This window comes from Micrococcoides hystricis (assembly GCF_042434215.1).
Taxonomy (GTDB): domain Bacteria; phylum Actinomycetota; class Actinomycetes; order Actinomycetales; family Micrococcaceae; genus Micrococcoides; species Micrococcoides hystricis.
The window spans coordinates 40,687-57,439 of sequence record NZ_JBHLUB010000025.1 but is presented as its reverse complement, the minus strand read 5'-3'; the positions used below and the strand labels follow the sequence as shown (position 1 = coordinate 57,439).

Sequence of the window (16,753 nt, the reverse complement as noted above, 5' to 3'; positions counted from 1 at the left end):
ACTGACACCACGTCCTTGTTCATACTCGTCAGCGTAGAGGCATGCGATCAAAGTATGTGAGGCACGACTTGGGCTACGCGATCAATATATGTAAGGTACGCCGGTTCCTTGCCTGTGGCTTCAAAGGTGCTATTCTTTTGCACGTTAGAGATAACTACACACCTTCCGGGCCGCGACTTACACTGTGGGTAAGTTCACAGGTTCCGTACTTGAAGCTGGGTTGACGTTGAAGATACGATAGATCTTTGCGCAACCCTTCTGTTCCTTAAGCCTTCATATAGCGGTGGGCTAAGTTATTTATACGGATTTGGGATGCACTAGGAAACCTGAAGGTCTGTGGAAGGATCCATCTTGGTCGCCTCGAGCACCTCTAACAATTCAACCGCTAGCTCAGCCCGCAGCGCCGAAAGCGCCGGCCGAGTTTCATTTGCAAAGATTCAAGAACCTCTTGATGTGCCTGATTTGCTGGCACTTCAGACCGAGAGCTTTGACCGCCTGATTGGCAACGAGCGCTGGCAGGAGCGCGTCGAGAAGGCTCTGGCTGAAGAGGATCACTCCGTTCCAACAACCTCCGGCCTTGCCGACATCTTCGAAGAAATCTCTCCGATTGAGGATTTCCAGGAGACCATGTCCCTGAGCTTTGCCGAGCCTGAATTTGCTGATCCAAAGATGAGCAAGGAAGAGTGCAAGGAACGCGACGCCACCTACTCGGCACCGCTGTACGTCAAAGCCGAGTTCATGAACAACAACACCGGCGAAATTAAGCAGCAGACCGTGTTCATGGGTGACTTCCCACTCATGACCGACATGGGTACCTTCATCATCAACGGTACCGAGCGCGTCGTGGTCTCCCAGCTGGTTCGCTCCCCGGGCGCCTACTTCGAGCGCACCCCGGACAAGACCTCCGATAAGGACATCTTCACCGCTAAGGTCATCCCGGCCCGCGGTGCATGGTTCGAATTGGAAATCGACAAGCGCGATCAGGTCGGTGTCCGTCTGGACCGCAAGCGCAAGCAGAACGTGACCGTCCTGCTGAAAGCCTTGGGCTGGTCCGAGTCCCGCATCCTGGAAGAGTTCGGTGACTACGAGTCGATCCGCGCCACCTTGGAGAAGGACACCGTTCACACCCAGGATGAAGCGCTGTTGGATATCTACCGCAAGCTGCGCCCATCCGAACCAGCCACCGTTGATGCTGGCTGGAACCTGCTGCAGTCGCTGTACTTCACCCCGAAGCGCTACGACCTGGCGAAGGTCGGTCGTTACAAGCTGAACCGCAAACTGGGTGTCGACAAGCCGATGAACGACGCTGACGCTTCGGTACTCACCGAAGAAGACATCGTCGCCATGGTGCACTTCCTGGTCGCCCTGCACGCCGGGGAAAAGACCATCAAGGGTACCCGCAACGGCCAGGAAGTTGACGTCCGCGTAGAAGTGGATGACATCGACCACTTCGGTAACCGTCGCATCCGCGCCGTGGGCGAGCTCATCGAAAACCAGATCCGCACCGGTCTGGCCCGCATGGAGCGCGTCGTTAAAGAACGTATGACCACCCAGGACGTTGAAGCGATCACCCCGCAGACGCTGATCAACATCCGCCCGGTCGTCGCCTCCATCAAGGAGTTCTTCGGCACCTCCCAGCTGTCCCAGTTCATGGACCAGAACAACCCGCTTGCCGGTCTGACCCACAAGCGTCGTCTGTCCGCACTGGGCCCAGGTGGTCTGTCCCGTGACCGTGCCGGCATGGAAGTCCGTGACGTGCACCCATCGCACTACGGACGTATGTGCCCGATCGAAACCCCGGAAGGCCCGAACATTGGTCTGATCGGTTCGTTGGCAACCTACGGCCGCATCAACCCATTCGGTTTCATCGAAACCCCATACCGCAAGGTTGTGGACGGTAAGGTCACCGACAAGGTCGAGTACCTCACCGCCGATGACGAACTGGACGCCCAGATCGCCCAGGCCAACGCGCCCCTGACCGAAGACGGTCACTTCGCCGAAGATTTCGTGCTGGCCCGCCAGCGCGGCGGTGAAGGCGAACCGATCCTGGCTGAACCATCCGAGATCGACTACATGGACGTCTCCCCACGCCAGATGGTCTCCGCGGCAACGGCGCTGATCCCATTCCTGGAGCATGACGATGCTAACCGTGCTCTGATGGGTGCGAACATGCAGCGTCAGGCCGTGCCACTGCTGCAGTCCGAATCCCCCCTGGTCGGTACCGGCATGGAGAAGTACGTGGCCGTGGACGCCGGCGACTCCGTGGTGGCCACCAAGGCCGGTGTCGTGGAAGAAGTCTCCGCAGACATCGTCCGGGTCCTCAACGACGACGGCACCACCACCAACTACCCAATCCTGAAGTTCGCCCGCTCGAACCAGGGCAACGCCTACAACCAGCAGGTCCGCGTCTCCGAAGGTGACCGGGTCGAATACCAGTCGATCATCGCCGACGGCCCAGCCACCGACAACGGTGAACTGGCACTCGGTAAGAACCTGCTGGTCGCGTTCATGTCCTGGGAAGGCCACAACTTCGAAGACGCCATCATCCTGTCCCAGCGACTGGTCTCCGATGACGTGCTCACCTCGATCCACATCGAAGAGCACGAAGTTGACGCCCGTGACACCAAGCTCGGCGCCGAAGAGATCACCCGGGACATCCCGAACGTCTCCGAAGAAGCCCTGTCCCAGCTGGACGAACGCGGCATCATCCACATCGGTGCCGAGGTCGAAGCCGGGGACCTCCTCGTCGGCCGCGTCACCCCGAAGGGTGAAACCGAACTGACCCCAGAAGAGCGCCTACTGCGTGCCATCTTCGGTGAAAAGTCCCGCGAAGTCCGTGACACCTCCCTGAAGGTGCCACACGGTGAAGGCGGTACCGTCATCGGCGTGCGTATCTTCGACCGCGACAACGACGACGATGACCTGCCACCAGGTGTCAACCAGCTGGTCCGCGTCTACGTGGCCCAGAAGCGCAAGATCACCGACGGTGACAAGCTCGCCGGCCGCCACGGCAACAAGGGCGTCATCGCCAAGATCCTGCCGGTCGAAGACATGCCATTCCTCGCCGACGGCACCCCCGTCGACGTGGTCCTGAACCCACTGGGTGTGCCAGGTCGTATGAACGTCGGCCAAGTCATGGAACTGCACCTGGGCTGGGTCGCCAAACAGGGCTGGAACATCGAAGGCGAGCCCGAGTGGCTGGCCAACCTGCCAGAACTGCCACGCTCGACCGGACCGGTCAACGTCGCCACCCCGGTGTTCGACGGTGCCGAAGAGGACGAGATCCGCGGCATGCTCTCCGTGGCCAACCCAACCCGCGACGGGGAACACCTCGTCAAGGAAAACGGTAAGGCCCAGCTGTTCGACGGCCGCTCCGGTGAACCATTCCCGGACGACATCGCAGTCGGCTACATGTACATCTTGAAACTGCACCACCTGGTCGATGACAAGATCCACGCCCGCTCCACCGGTCCATACTCTATGATCACCCAGCAGCCACTTGGTGGTAAGGCCCAATTCGGTGGCCAGCGCTTCGGTGAAATGGAAGTCTGGGCCCTGGAAGCCTACGGCGCCGCCTACACCCTGCAGGAACTGCTGACCATCAAGTCCGATGACGTCCACGGCCGCGTGAAGGTCTACGAGGCGATCGTCAAGGGCGAGAACATCCCAGAACCGGGTGTTCCAGAGTCCTTCAAGGTCCTGATCAAGGAAATGCAGTCCCTGTGCCTGAACGTGGAAGTGCTTTCCTCCGACGGCAACACCATCGAAATGCGTGACTCGGATGATGAAGTCTTCCGGGCCGCTGAAGAACTCGGCATCGACATCTCGCACGCGGAGCCATCCTCCGTGGACGAGGTCTAAGCCGCCAGTTCAAGCCCCACGACTTACAGATTTCGAGAGAAGAGAGATAACGGACAATGTCCACTGAATCTTCATTTGGTGAAATGCGAATTGGTCTGGCCACCGCCGACCAAATCCGCGATTGGTCCTACGGCGAAGTGAAAAAGCCAGAGACCATCAACTACCGTACCCTCAAGCCAGAGAAGGACGGGCTGTTCTGCGAGAAGATCTTCGGCCCCTCCCGCGACTGGGAATGCTACTGCGGTAAGTACAAGCGTGTCCGCTTCAAGGGCATCATTTGTGAACGCTGTGGCGTAGAAGTCACCCGTGCCAAGGTGCGCCGCGAACGGATGGGCCACATCGAGCTCGCCGCCCCGGTCACCCACATCTGGTACTTCAAGGGTGTCCCATCCCGCCTCGGCTACCTGCTGGACCTGGCGCCAAAGGACCTAGAAAAGGTCATCTACTTTGCCGCCTACATGATCACTTCCGTGGACGAAGACAAACGCCACGAAGATCTGCCGAACCTGCAGGCCGAGCACGACAACACCATGAAGCACCTGGTCAGCACCCGGGATGCCGACATCGCCGCCGTGGCCAAGGACCTGGAAGATGACCTAGCCAAGCTGGAAGAAGAAGGCGCCAAGGCCGCTGAGAAGCGCAAGGTCCGGGACCAGGCCGACAAGCTCATGGCCCAAATCCGCAAGCGTGCCGATCAGGAAATCGAACGCAAGGAAGCCGTCTGGGACCGCTTCAAGAACCTCAAGGTCGCAGACCTAGAAGGTGACGAAGGCCTGTACCGCGAACTGCGGAACAACTACGGCCAGTACTTCGAAGGCTACATGGGCGCCGAAGCCATCAAGAAGCGCCTTGAAAACTTCGACATGCAGGCCGAAGCAGAGGCCCTGCACGAGGTCATCAACACTGGCCGTGGCCAGCGCAAGACCCGTGCCCTGAAGCGCCTGAAAGTCGTCAACGCTTTCCTCTCCACGGACAACTCCCCACTGGGCATGGTCCTGGACGCCGTTCCGGTGATCCCACCAGAGCTGCGCCCCATGGTTCAGCTGGACGGTGGCCGCTTCGCGACCTCCGACCTGAACGACCTGTACCGCCGCGTGATCAACCGCAACAACCGCCTGAAGCGGCTGCTTGATCTGGGCGCCCCAGAGATCATCGTCAATAACGAAAAGCGCATGCTGCAGGAAGCTGTCGACTCACTGTTCGACAACGGCCGCCGCGGCCGCGCCGTCACCGGACCGGGCAACCGTCCGCTGAAGTCGCTCTCCGACATGCTCAAGGGTAAGCAGGGCCGCTTCCGCCAGAACCTGCTCGGTAAGCGCGTGGACTACTCCGGCCGCTCCGTGATCGTGGTCGGTCCACAGCTGAAACTGCACCAGTGCGGTCTGCCCAAGCAGATGGCCCTGGAGCTGTTCAAGCCGTTCGTGATGAAGCGCCTGGTTGACCTCAACCACGCCCAGAACATCAAGTCCGCCAAGCGGATGGTCGAACGCTACCGCCCACAGGTCTGGGACGTGCTGGAAGAGATCATTACCGAACACCCGGTACTGCTCAACCGCGCACCAACCCTGCACCGCCTCGGCATCCAAGCCTTCGAACCACAGCTGGTCGAAGGCAAGGCCCTGCAGCTGCACCCACTGGTGTGTGCTGCGTTCAACGCCGACTTTGACGGTGACCAGATGGCCGTGCACCTGCCACTGAGCCCAGAAGCCCAGGCCGAAGCACGCATCCTGATGCTGTCCTCGCACAACATCCTGAAGCCATCTGACGGCCGCCCGGTCACCCTGCCATCGCAGGACATGATCATCGGTCTGCACCACCTGACCACCATCCGGGACGGCGCCACCGGCGAAGGCCGTGTGTTCTCCTCCCCAGCCGAAGCCATCATGGCCTTCGACCTGGGCGAGCTGGACCTGAACGCCAAAGTGAAGATCGCGCTACCGAACTTCACCCCGTCGGTGGAACAGGCCGCCCCGGAGGGCTGGGAAGAAGGTCAGCGTGCGCTGATCGAAACCTCCCTCGGTAAGGTCCTGTTCAACGAGACCCTGCCAGCGGACTACCCGTGGGTTGCCAAGGTTGCCGACAAGGGCCGCCTGTCCACCCTGGTGAACGACCTGGCCGAGCGGTACCCGATGACCGAGACCGCAGCCACCCTGGATGCGCTCAAAGACGCCGGCTTCTACTGGGCCACCCGTTCCGGTGTGACCGTGGCGATCTCCGACATCTCCGCGGACATGGACAAACCAGCCATCATGGAGTCCTACGAAGAGCGCGCTGCCGCGATTCAGGACCAGTACGACACGGGTCTGATGTCCGATGACGAGCGCCGCTCGGAACTGATCGACATCTGGAACAAGGCCACCGACGAGGTCGCCGAAGCCATGCAGGCCGGTATGGACGAAACCAACGTCATCCACCGCATGGTCTCCTCCGGTGCCCGCGGTAACTGGCTGCAGGTCCGGCAGATCGCCGGTATCCGTGGTCTGGTGTCCAACCCGAAGGGTGAGATCATCCCGCGCCCGATCAAGTCCTCCTACCGTGAGGGCCTGTCCGTGCTCGAGTACTTCATCGCCACCCACGGTGCCCGTAAGGGTCTGGCCGATACCGCGTTGAAGACCGCTAACTCCGGTTACCTCACCCGTCGTCTGGTGGACGTCTCCCAGGACGTCATCGTCCGCGAAGAAGACTGCGGCACCCGCAAGGGCCTGTCCGTGGCCATCGCCGAAGTTGATGAAAACGGAGAACGCCGCCTGCACGAACACGTGGAGAACGCCGCCTACGCCCGCACCCTGGCACGCGACGTCGTTGCCGAGGACGGGACCGTCCTAGCCGAAGCCGGCGCGGACGTCGGTGACGTACTCATCAACCGCCTGTACGAAGCCGGAGTCGACGAAGTCCGGATCCGTTCCGTACTCACCTGTGACTCCGCCGTCGGAACCTGCGCCAAGTGCTACGGTCGCTCCCTAGCCACCGGTAAGCTCGTGGACATCGGTGAGGCCGTCGGCATTATCGCCGCACAGTCCATTGGTGAACCAGGTACCCAGCTGACCATGCGTACCTTCCACACCGGTGGTGTCGCCTCCGCGGATGACATCACCCAGGGTCTGCCACGTATCCAAGAGCTCTTCGAGGCCCGCACCCCCAAGGGTGTCGCCCCGATCTCCGAGGTCGCCGGCCGGGTCACCATCGAAGACACCGAACGTCAGCTACGCATCGTCATCACTCCAGATGACGGTTCCGAAGACGAGGCCTACCCGGTCCTGCGCCGTGCCCGCCTGCTGGTGAAGGACGGGGACCGCGTCGAAGTCGGTCAGCAGCTCGTCGCCGGTTCGATCGATCCGAAGCAGGTGCTGCGTGTGCTTGGCCCACGTGCCGCCCAGAAGTTCCTGGTCGACGAGGTGCAGGAAGTGTACCAGTCCCAGGGTGTGGGTATTCACGACAAGCACGTGGAAGTCATCGTCCGTCAGATGCTGCGCCGGATCACCGTCATCGACTCGGGTAACACCGAGCTGCTGCCGGGTGAACTGGCCGACCGCGCCAAGTTCGTGGCCGAAAACCGCAAGGCCGTCGCCGCCGGCGAACAGCCAGCCTCCGGCCGTGACGAACTGATGGGCATCACCAAGGCATCCTTGGCCACCGACTCCTGGCTCTCCGCGGCCTCCTTCCAGGAGACCACCCGCGTCCTGACCCAGGCGGCCATGGAACGCAAGTCCGACCCACTGCTGGGTCTGAAGGAGAACGTGATCATCGGTAAGCTGATCCCGGCCGGTACCGGCCTGGACCGCTACACCCAGATCAGCGTCGACGCCTCCGAGGAAGCCAAAGCCCAAATGTTCACGGGCCCAGCCTCCTACGCGGACTTCGACTACCCAGGACTGGAAGGCGGCATGAACCCCGACTTCCACGCCATCTCCTTGGACGACTACGACTTCGGAGCTAACAACTAAGCCCCCAAGCTAAGTCGACACACCAAGACAGCCAACAGCCCGGCCCTCCCAATACGGAAGGAGCCGGGCTGTTGGCTGTCCGGAGGAAAAATCATCCCGCAGAGCGGACCCCAACGCACACGTGGCTGGCACACTAGAGGCAGCCACCAGCATCGAAAGGACATCCCCGTGAGCATCCCCGCGCCCATCCACGGCCTGCCAAGCCAGATCTGGGGTTGGTTGAACCAACCCCACCTGCAGGCAGCGCAGCTTCAGGAACGGCTGGCCTACACCGTGGTGTTCTCCGAGCAAGGCTTTGCAGCCGGGGAGCAGGAGCTGAGGGAGGACTACTGGCCCAATAGGGTGCCGGTCTGCTGGCTCGGCGGACCCGCCATCATGGCCGCGGGGGAGTCGTGGCCGCGCAACAGCGCAGGAGAACCGCTGGCACATATCGCCTGCTTCGAGCTCAGTGGGGTAGCCGGAGCCCTCGATGCCGAAGGCAAACGCCAATGGGGGCAGCAGCTGAGCGAGGGCCTGCCCACCGAGGGCTACTTGCAGATCTTCCACGACCTGCAGACCTACGGCTACGAGGCCGAAGACGGCCAAACCGAAGGCTGGTTGGTGCGCTGGCTGCACCCTTCAGCAGAACTCGAAATCCGGGACGCCCCGGCGGATCTTGACCTACCTGAACCAGCCTGCCAAGTCGGCTTGCCCATGGCCTCGTTCTCGCCGCCCTCCTCACTCGACGGCGACTACATCGAGGCACAATTCGATGCAGCCGAGCACGCCATCGAGGAATACCAAGCCTCATGGACGCTTCAACGTACAGGTGATCCCGACTCCTTTCCGGTCCCGGTGACGCACCTCTACGGCCACAGCCAAGCCGGGCAGGAAGTACCCTGCCAAGAGGTACTGCCGGAGGTCTTGCCCCTCACCGCCGAGCAGGACGACTACCGATTGATCGCGGACATTGAAAGCTGGACAAGTCTGGCCGGCTGGTTCGGTGACGCGTCCCCGCTGGAGGTCTGGATGCGCCAATCAGATCTGCAGAAGCACGACTACACCATGGCTTGGTGCATGATCCGCACTGACTGATACACCCATGCGGCGCTTCTCATAAACCTCTTATCAATCTGAGGCAAAATAGTCCCCATGGGTAGGTCAGTCTGGATACGCGGCGCGGTGGCCGTCGCCGCCATCGGCGTCGCACTCGCACTGCTGGCCCTCCTTTGGGGCGCCTCAACCCCGGGCAGCAAAGACCTCGGACCGGGTATCACGGTCGAAGACATCAGCACCAGCCCCACACCAACACCCTCACCCAGCCCCAGCTCGAGCGCGCCCTCACCCAGCCCCAGCAGCACGACCCCCAAACCTTCTCGCACACCCAAGGCCACCCCCACACCATCGGTGAAACCGGCCCCACCCCCGCAGGTCGTCACCCCGTTGCCACCACAACCCGGCCCCGGCCAGCAGTGGGATGACGATGACTGGGACGACGATGACTGGGATGATGACTGGGACGATGATGACTAGCCCCACCATGACCGGTGCGAAAAGCCGGTTGGCGGTCACGTCTTGGTCCACCCGAACCCGGCTGCTCACCGGGATGATCGCCCTGACCGCCATCACCCTGCTGGTCGCCGGCACCGTCAGCTACGTGTTCCAGCGGCACCAACTCAACGAGCGCCTCGACGGCTCCCTCATCAGGACCATCGAAGAGATCCGGAACATCTCCAAAACGGTGGACCCAAACACCCTGAAACCCTTCGCCGAGGCCGAAGACCTGCTCTACGCCGGGATGCAGCAAACCATGCTCGGCCCCACCCAAGGCATGATCGGCATCGGAGACGCCCGGGTTCGGTGGAAAGCCCCCGTCACGGTGGACGTGCAACTAGACCAAGACCCAGAATTCATGGACTGGGCGCACCGAACATCGGTCGACCAAATCAAACTCGACACCGTCAAAACCGAGCTGCGCACCTACCGGGTCGCCAGCGTCCCGGTCCAACTCCGCTCGGATCCGGAACCAGCCAGCTTTATCGTGGCCTACGACTACTCGGCCGAGGTACGCCAACTCAACACCAACTACCTGATTTTGGCCGGGGTCGGGATGGCCATCATGATCATCGCCGGCGTGGTGGCCTGGCTGCTGGTCGGGCGCATGCTTCAACCCATTCGGCGCCTGCAGGAGACCGCGCAAGACATCTCCGAATCCGATGTTTCAACCCGGATCGAGGTCACTGGCCGGGACGAATTCGCGGACCTGACCATCACCATCAATCAAATGCTGGACCGTCTGGAAAACGCGCTTACCGCCCAACGCCAGCTCCTCGACGACGTCGGTCACGAACTACGCACCCCGGTCACCATCATCCGCGGGCACCTGGAGCTGATGGACAGCACCGACCAAGCCGACGTGGAGCAGAGCAAAGACATTGCCCTTGATGAGCTGGAACGGATGTCCCTGCTGATCAACGACATCGTGACCCTGGCCAAGGCCAACCGGCAAGACTTCCTCATCATCAAACCCACCCCCGTCGGGGTGCTGCTGGCTGACGTGTTGGAGAAAGCCAAAGCCCTCGGACCGCGAGACTGGAAGATTCTGCACCGCAGCGACGCGACCGTCAGCTTGGACCCGGCACGCATCACCCAGGCGATGCTGCAGCTGTGCGATAACGCCGTGAAATACTCCGCGCCGGACACCCCCGTGGAATTGGGCAGCACCATCAAACGCGCCCCCGGCACGCCACCGCTGCTGCGGATGTGGGTGCGGGATGCCGGCACTGGGATCAGCGAAGCGGACCAGCAACGCATCTTTGAGAGATTCGGCCGGGGCAGCAACATCGCCAGAACACAAGGATCGGGCCTAGGGCTGAACATTGTCACCGCGATTGTTCAGGCCCACGGCGGGTCCATCCACCTCAGTTCAACCCCGGGCCGGGGCTCCGCCTTTTACTTAGACATCCCGTTGACACCGGAACCTCGCACCACGGAAGAGAGCGCCTCGTGAACCGTATCCTGATCATCGAAGATGAACCGCGCATCAGTTCTTTCATCGCCAAAGGACTCAAAGCAGCCGGGTACACCACCGCGGTGGCCGATACCGCCTATGCGGGCACGGAACAAGCCTTGAGCGGAACATTCGAGTTGATCATCCTGGATCTGGGACTGCCGGACGCTGACGGGTTCAGCGTGCTGAGCATAATCCGGGCGGCACAGTTGGACACCCCGGTCATCATCTTGACGGCCCGCAACACGGTCGATGACACGGTGGCCGGACTGCAAAGCGGTGCCGACGACTACATGGCCAAACCATTCCACTTTGATGAGCTGCTGGCCCGCGTCCGCCTGCGCTTGCGCCGGACCGAACCGGCAGCCCAAGAAAGCTCCGTGCTCACCCACGGGGATCTGGAAATGGACTTGCTCCGCCGCCGGGTCACCGTCAACGGGGCAGAGGTCGACCTATCGACCCGGGAGTTCACCTTGGCCGAAGCCTTCCTGCGTCACCCCGGCCAAGCCCTCAGCCGGGAACAACTGCTCTCCCGGGTGTGGGGCTACGACTTTGACCCCGGTTCCAACATCGTGGACGTGTACGTGGGCTATTTGCGCAACAAACTAGGCAGCGAACGCTTCGAGACGGTCCGGGGGATCGGTTACCGGCTCACGCAGTCCTGAAACTCGGAGCGCAGCAGCCGGGCCCACCGGTTGGCCGGCAACTGCGGATTCAACAGGGCCACGCCGATGCAGTACTTGCTCATACTGACCTCACGAATCCCCAAATCGGCCAGCGCCTGATCGCACACCCCACGGCCGTTCGCGGTCTTGGTCTCCACCACGATGCGTTCAGGTCCGTAGACCTTACGCTGGCCGTCGGTATAAAACAGTTCCGCATCCGCGGTGACGCGCTCCCCGTCAACCGGATCCACGAAGGTGGCCCGCACATAGGAGCTATCCAGCACCGGTTGCAGATCCGGGGGCCGCTGGTCGTACTCGCGGTGCAGGACATCTTTCAGGAAAGAAAAGGTGCGCTGGCTCAAATGGTGGGCGTGCTGCGGCGGTTGTTCGATCCGGTGCTTGACTGTGGCGCCACGTAGGCCTTTGGTCTTGATCTCAAACATGGACAAGCCGGTGTCCACGTAGGTGCGGGAGCGGACCTTGTAGCGGCGCCGCCGTCCTTGACGGTGCGCGCGGTACTGCTCAAAGTCCTCGGTGTCGAAATAGGTTGAGGCGTAGTGGAAGGTACGCTGACCGTCGATGTGCATCACCCGGAAAATATCACCCAGATGTGCGGTGAACGCGGTGAACTCCTCCGGCGTCAGCAGAAACTTGCGATCGACCCTAGTCTGCAATGCGGCCTGCGCCAGCACCTCGTCCAAGGTGATGGTCTCGCGTTCGGCGGCCGCAGCCTCCAGTGCTTGGCGTGCCGGTCCGAATTCGCTCATCGGCTCAGCACCTCTTCCCGGGCCCGCTCTACACGCTCGTTGTTGCGGCTGGAAAGCTGGTAGGAGCCAAGTTCTTCTGCCCTGGTGGGGGTGTCCAGCTCACGGTAGCGGACATCGACCACGGTCAGGTCGCGGACCATGTCCAACTCCATCACCACGGTGCGCAGCACCTTAGCGCCCAGCAGCTCTTCCAAGGCCGCGGTGAGCTGATCGGTCCGCGGGTAGGCCCGCTCCAAGGTGACGGTCTGCCGGCGGGTGCGAGCGGCGAAGCCCGGGTGATCTGCCAAGAACATGATGAGCACCAACGCGGCGGTCACGGCAGGGGAGAGCCAAGCCGGGTCTGGGTGCAGGCCGTTGACCAGACCAATGGCCAAGGAGACAAAGTAGTAGGCGACTTCCTCTTGGGTCAGGGTGTCTGAACGCAGGCGAATGATGGACAGGATGCCGAACAGACCAAGGCCGAGACCCATCCCCGTGGCGGAATCGGACAGGAGCATCGTGACTGCGAAAATACCCAGACTCAACGCCACGTAGGCCAACACCAGGTCCCGTCGGAAGTGCCGGCGGAAATAGACGCAGTAGACCAAAACGATCATGCCTACGATGTTTGCGGTGAGTGCGATCCAGAGTGAATCCATGGCTACGGCCTTTCCCTAGTGTTTACCTTGTGTTCACTCTAGGGATGCTTTCTAAGCCGGAAAGTAGAAAAAGATGAGAGCAAGCTTATCTTTTTATTTGTTTGCGGCCCTCTCGCCTATTCGTCAGGGATGACGTGGAGGTTCCCGGCCGGGGACACCAGCACATGATCGCCCACGTTGAACCGTGCCCAGCCTTGTTCGCGGGCCACCATTTCCTCGCCTCCGGAGGTCAGCGTGAGGGTGTACAGCGTCGAGTGACCTTGATACTCGGCTGCCACGACCTCGGCTTCGGCTCCCTCGGCGGCCGTTTCCGGATCCTGGTTGGCGATACGCAAACGAAGCTGTTCGGGGCGCGCCAAGATTTGTACCGCACCATCTCGGGTCGCGCTGGGGATCTGGCCCAATGCGCACTGAGCGGTCTGGCCAATCGAGGTACCGGAGAGCAGGGAACAGGTGCCTAAGAAGCACGCGACCCACGCATCAGCAGGTCCGTTGTAGACCTCATCCGGTGAACCGCACTGGATGATGTGGCCCGCATTCATCACAGCAACACGGTCGGCGATCGACAGCGCCTCGTCCTGGTCGTGCGTCACCAGCAGGCCGGTGGCGCCCGCATCCTTAATGATGCGGCGCACATCGTTACGCAAGCGGACGCGCAACGAAGCATCCAAGGCGGAGAAGGGTTCATCGAGCAGGACCAGGTCGGGGGACGGGGCCAGCGCCCGTGCCAGCGCCACACGCTGGGCCTGGCCGCCGGAGAGCTCATGCGGCATGGCATCGGCCAAGTTGGAAATGCCGGCCAGCTCCAACATGTCCGCCACCCGTTGACGGCGTTCACGCATCCCCAGCCGCACGGTTGATCCGGCCTTGCGAGGCTTCAGCCCGAAGGCAACGTTTTTCGCCACGTTCAGGTGCGGGAAGAGTGCAGCTTCCTGTGGCACCAGACCGACGCGACGCTGCTCCGGAGGAACGGAGCTCTTTCCGTCAACCACCCGGCGGCCCCCCAAGTCGATCGTGCCGGCTGTGGCGGGCAGGAGCCCGGCGATCACGCGCAGCAAGGTGGACTTACCACAGCCGGATGGGCCGAGAATCGCCAGCAACTCGCCTTTGGGCACCTCAAGGGTAATGCCTTTGAGAACCCGGCTGGCGCGGTCGCGTTGGTTGCTGGTGTAGCCGGCCTCCAGATTCGCGATCGTCAGGGCTGCAGGCTCCATGTTGGTCACATCTTCCTTTCCGGATCCCGTGCCAGCAACAGCGCTGGGACGGTCGAGACAGCAATCAGCAAGATGGCATACGGCGCGGCACCGCCGTGAGCATCAATGTCGGAAAGCTGCCAAAGTCTGGTTGCTAGTGTATCCATGCCAATCGGACGCATCATCAACGTTGCGGGCAACTCTTTCATCACGGTCAGCGCAACTAGCATTCCACCAGCAGCAATGCCCGGCCAGGCCAGCCGCCCCGTCACCTCGAACCAGGTTCGGGCTGGAGAGCGTCCCAAGGTGCGGGCGGTGTCTTCTAGGGAGACCGGAACCTGGGCAATGGCTGAGCGCACCGAGCCCATGGCTTTGGGGACGAACAGTATTCCGTAGGCGATGATGAGCAGCCATGCGGTCTGGTACAGCCCCGGCAGCAAGGACAGGGACAGGTACACCATGGACAGACCCAAGACGATGCCCGGCAGCCCATGCCCCATAAAAGTGGTGGTCTCCAACCCGGAAATCAGGGTCGTGCGGTGGCGTGCGGCCAACAGGCTGATCGGTAACGCCAACAGCACAGCTACCGCCGCGCCAGCAAAGCCGAGGCCAATCGTGACGCCGGCGGCTTGCAGCATCCGGCCCACTTCCAATTCATTACCAGCCACCGAACGACTGACCCGCTCCAATAGGGCCACGATCGGCACCCCAACGGACAGCGCGAACACGGTTCCCAGACCCAACCAGCTGAAGGCATGGCCTTTCTTTGAGAGTTGGATCAGATCTTTGGGCGGGCCAACGGTAATGCGAGAGGTTTTGACGGGGCGGCGCACGGCGCGTTCGGCCAGCACAATCAGCAGAGCCAGAGCGACGAGCACCAGCGACAGCACGATCGCCAGTTCCCGGTTGAAGGTGCCGCCAAAAGCAGTTTGGACCGCCGGGGTCAGGGTGGAGTAGCGCATGATCGCGACCACACCGAACTCAGAAATGGTGTAGAGAGCCACGAGCAAGGCACCGGCGCCGGCCGCCGGGGCGATCTGCGGGATGGTCATCGTCAAGAACGCTCGGAAAGAACTCACCCCGAGGGTCCGAGCGACAGTCTCGACCGCGGCATCCGCCCGTTTCAAAGCGGCAGCCACCGGCAACGTGACGTACGGGGTGGTGGCCAGCACCAGAACAAACAGCGAGCCCCAGTAGCCGCGCAGGGGTAATACGGTCACCCAGGTCAACCCGGCGACATAGGACGGGATCGCCAAGGGCAGGGTCGTGGCCACCGTCCAGAAACGTTTGCCTTTGAGATTCGTGCGGGTCAGCACATAGGCGGTGGGTATACCCAGTAGCAACGTGCCGACCGTGGTGCCGGCAACAAGGGCTAGGGTGTGCCACGTGAGGGTGAACGTGCGTGGCCGGGTCAGGGCCTCAAAAGCTTTCCCGTCGGGAGCGGTGAAGACTTCTACCAACAGGAAGAGGGTTGGGACGGCGACGAGTGCGACCGTGCCAAACGCCAGCACCAGCAGAACCTTGGACGGTTTGCGGACGGGGCGTGAAAAACGCGGAGACGGCCGGCGGGTCAATTCCTGCCGGCCGTTCTCAACAATGGTCATGGTTTCAGTCTATGCCGCATCGCAGCAGGACAACGAAGTCCTACTTGTTCAGCGTCAGACCCGCCTCATCGACCATGGCCGCCGTTTCATCGACAGAGCCGAGCTCGGACAAGTCCACATCCGGGGTCTTCAGCTCGCTCAGCGGTGGGACACCTTCGGGACCGTCGACGCCCTCAACGAGGGGATATTCTGCGGTCTCTTCGGCGAAGTACTCTTGGCCATCGGCAGAGAGCAGGTAGTCAACGAACTGTCGCGCATCATCCCGGTCCTCGGCCGTCTTCATGATGCCCACGCCCGTGGCGTTCACCAGGGCAGCCAGATCGCCGTCTTGGCCGAACTTGATTTGGGCCCGCATGTTGTCCTGGCCCTCTTCGGCGGCCAAGTTGTACCAGTAGTAGTGGTTGATGAGACCCAACTGAACTTCGCCCTTATTCACGGCTTCAAGCACGTGGCCGTTCTTCTCGTAGGTCTTCGGGTTCAGCCCAGCCAACTTCTTCAGCCACTCGCGCGCCGCGTCATCGCCTTCGGCAACACGGATCGCGGTCACAAAAGCGAGGAAGGAAGCGTTCCCCGGGGCCACCCCGATCTTGCCTTCCCACTTCGGATCCACCATTTCTTGGTAGGTGTCCGGAACATCGGCCTCGTCCACCGAATCCTTGTCATAGGCCACCACGCGGGCACGTCCGGTCAGACCAACCCACTGCTGATCTTCGGAGGAGTACCCGGCAGGGACCTTGGACATGACGTCTTCAGGCAGAGTTGCCAACAAGTCTTTCTGGGCTACCAGACCCAGCGCGCCGGCTTCCTGAGACAGGAAAACATGTGCGGGGGAGCGGTCTGCTTCCGTGAGGAGCAATTGTGCCTGCTCGGCGCTGCCAGCGTAACGAACCTCGGGCTTGATACCAGTTTCTTCTTCGAACTTCTGGATCAGCGGATCAATGAGTTCTTCATTACGGCCGGAGTAAATGACCAGTGGGCCATCGTTATTGGCACCCTCGGTGCCGTTGTTGTCGGTCGAGCAAGCCGCCATCGAGGCGGTGAGGCCAAAAGCAGCTATTGCAGCCACCATGACACGCTTCAGTGAGCGCATGG

The 16,753-nt window shown here is 61.7% G+C and carries 11 protein-coding genes; 6 read left to right on the top strand and 5 right to left on the bottom strand.

Annotated elements, in window-relative coordinates; translation table 11 throughout:
• Positions 1–351 precede the first annotated feature (351 nt).
• The 6 genes from rpoB to ACFFFR_RS05345 all read left to right on the top strand — a co-directional run bounded on the left by rpoB (position 352) and on the right by ACFFFR_RS05345 (position 11,459).
• Entirely contained in the window at positions 352–3,861 is a 3,510-nt protein-coding gene (rpoB, locus tag ACFFFR_RS05370; RefSeq protein WP_377458502.1) for a DNA-directed RNA polymerase subunit beta, read from the top strand.
• Between the two features lie 56 nt (positions 3,862–3,917).
• Complete coding sequence (locus ACFFFR_RS05365) at positions 3,918–7,805, top strand: DNA-directed RNA polymerase subunit beta' (RefSeq protein ID WP_377458500.1); 3,888 nt, start codon at positions 3,918–3,920, stop codon at positions 7,803–7,805.
• A 168-nt stretch (positions 7,806–7,973) separates the two neighbouring features.
• Entirely contained in the window at positions 7,974–8,879 is a 906-nt protein-coding gene (locus ACFFFR_RS05360) for a DUF1963 domain-containing protein (protein ID WP_377458498.1), read from the top strand.
• A gap of 57 nt (positions 8,880–8,936) precedes the next feature.
• Positions 8,937–9,317, top strand: a complete 381-nt coding sequence (locus ACFFFR_RS05355; RefSeq protein ID WP_377458496.1) for a hypothetical protein — start codon at positions 8,937–8,939, stop codon at positions 9,315–9,317.
• Positions 9,307–10,794, top strand: coding sequence for a sensor histidine kinase (locus tag ACFFFR_RS05350; RefSeq protein WP_377458494.1), 1,488 nt, complete (start codon positions 9,307–9,309; stop codon positions 10,792–10,794). Before ACFFFR_RS05355 ends, ACFFFR_RS05350 begins: the two co-directional genes overlap by 11 nt.
• Positions 10,791–11,459, top strand: coding sequence for a response regulator transcription factor (locus tag ACFFFR_RS05345; RefSeq protein WP_377458493.1), 669 nt, complete (start codon positions 10,791–10,793; stop codon positions 11,457–11,459). Before ACFFFR_RS05350 ends, ACFFFR_RS05345 begins: the two co-directional genes overlap by 4 nt.
• On the opposite strand, the gene ACFFFR_RS05340 is transcribed toward ACFFFR_RS05345, so the two are convergent.
• From ACFFFR_RS05340 to ACFFFR_RS05320, 5 genes are all read right to left on the bottom strand, one after another.
• Entirely contained in the window at positions 11,438–12,226 is a 789-nt protein-coding gene (locus ACFFFR_RS05340) for a VTC domain-containing protein (RefSeq protein WP_377458491.1), read from the bottom strand. The two genes, ACFFFR_RS05345 and ACFFFR_RS05340, sit on opposite strands and share 22 nt — an antisense overlap.
• The gene (locus ACFFFR_RS05335) at positions 12,223–12,864 is read right to left on the bottom strand and encodes a DUF4956 domain-containing protein (RefSeq protein WP_377458490.1); all 642 of its coding nucleotides are present in this window, start codon (positions 12,862–12,864) and stop codon (positions 12,223–12,225) included. Before ACFFFR_RS05335 ends, ACFFFR_RS05340 begins: the two co-directional genes overlap by 4 nt.
• A 116-nt stretch (positions 12,865–12,980) precedes the next feature.
• The gene (locus ACFFFR_RS05330; RefSeq protein ID WP_377458489.1) at positions 12,981–14,078 is read right to left on the bottom strand and encodes an ABC transporter ATP-binding protein; all 1,098 of its coding nucleotides are present in this window, start codon (positions 14,076–14,078) and stop codon (positions 12,981–12,983) included.
• Between the two features lie 5 nt (positions 14,079–14,083).
• Positions 14,084–15,661 carry an ABC transporter permease gene (locus tag ACFFFR_RS05325; protein ID WP_377458487.1) on the bottom strand — a complete coding sequence of 526 codons (1,578 nt, stop codon included), beginning with the start codon at positions 15,659–15,661 and terminating at the stop codon, positions 14,084–14,086.
• A gap of 40 nt (positions 15,662–15,701) precedes the next feature.
• Entirely contained in the window at positions 15,702–16,751 is a 1,050-nt protein-coding gene (locus tag ACFFFR_RS05320) for an iron ABC transporter substrate-binding protein (protein WP_377458486.1), read from the bottom strand.
• Positions 16,752–16,753 lie beyond the last annotated feature (2 nt).

What these genes read in the sequence shown, in the direction of transcription:
- ACFFFR_RS05365 (WP_377458500.1), top strand. Translation starts at nt 3,918, where the DNA reads ATGTCCACTGAATCTTCATTTGGTGAAATGCGAATTGGTCTGGCCACC.
- ACFFFR_RS05320 (WP_377458486.1), bottom strand. Translation starts at nt 16,751, where the DNA reads ATGCGCTCACTGAAGCGTGTCATGGTGGCTGCAATAGCTGCTTTTGGC.
- ACFFFR_RS05350 (WP_377458494.1), top strand. Translation starts at nt 9,307, where the DNA reads ATGATGACTAGCCCCACCATGACCGGTGCGAAAAGCCGGTTGGCGGTC.
- ACFFFR_RS05335 (WP_377458490.1), bottom strand. Translation starts at nt 12,864, where the DNA reads ATGGATTCACTCTGGATCGCACTCACCGCAAACATCGTAGGCATGATC.
- ACFFFR_RS05330 (WP_377458489.1), bottom strand. Translation starts at nt 14,078, where the DNA reads ATGGAGCCTGCAGCCCTGACGATCGCGAATCTGGAGGCCGGCTACACC.
- ACFFFR_RS05340 (WP_377458491.1), bottom strand. Translation starts at nt 12,226, where the DNA reads ATGAGCGAATTCGGACCGGCACGCCAAGCACTGGAGGCTGCGGCCGCC.
- ACFFFR_RS05325 (WP_377458487.1), bottom strand. Translation starts at nt 15,661, where the DNA reads ATGACCATTGTTGAGAACGGCCGGCAGGAATTGACCCGCCGGCCGTCT.
- ACFFFR_RS05355 (WP_377458496.1), top strand. Translation starts at nt 8,937, where the DNA reads ATGGGTAGGTCAGTCTGGATACGCGGCGCGGTGGCCGTCGCCGCCATC.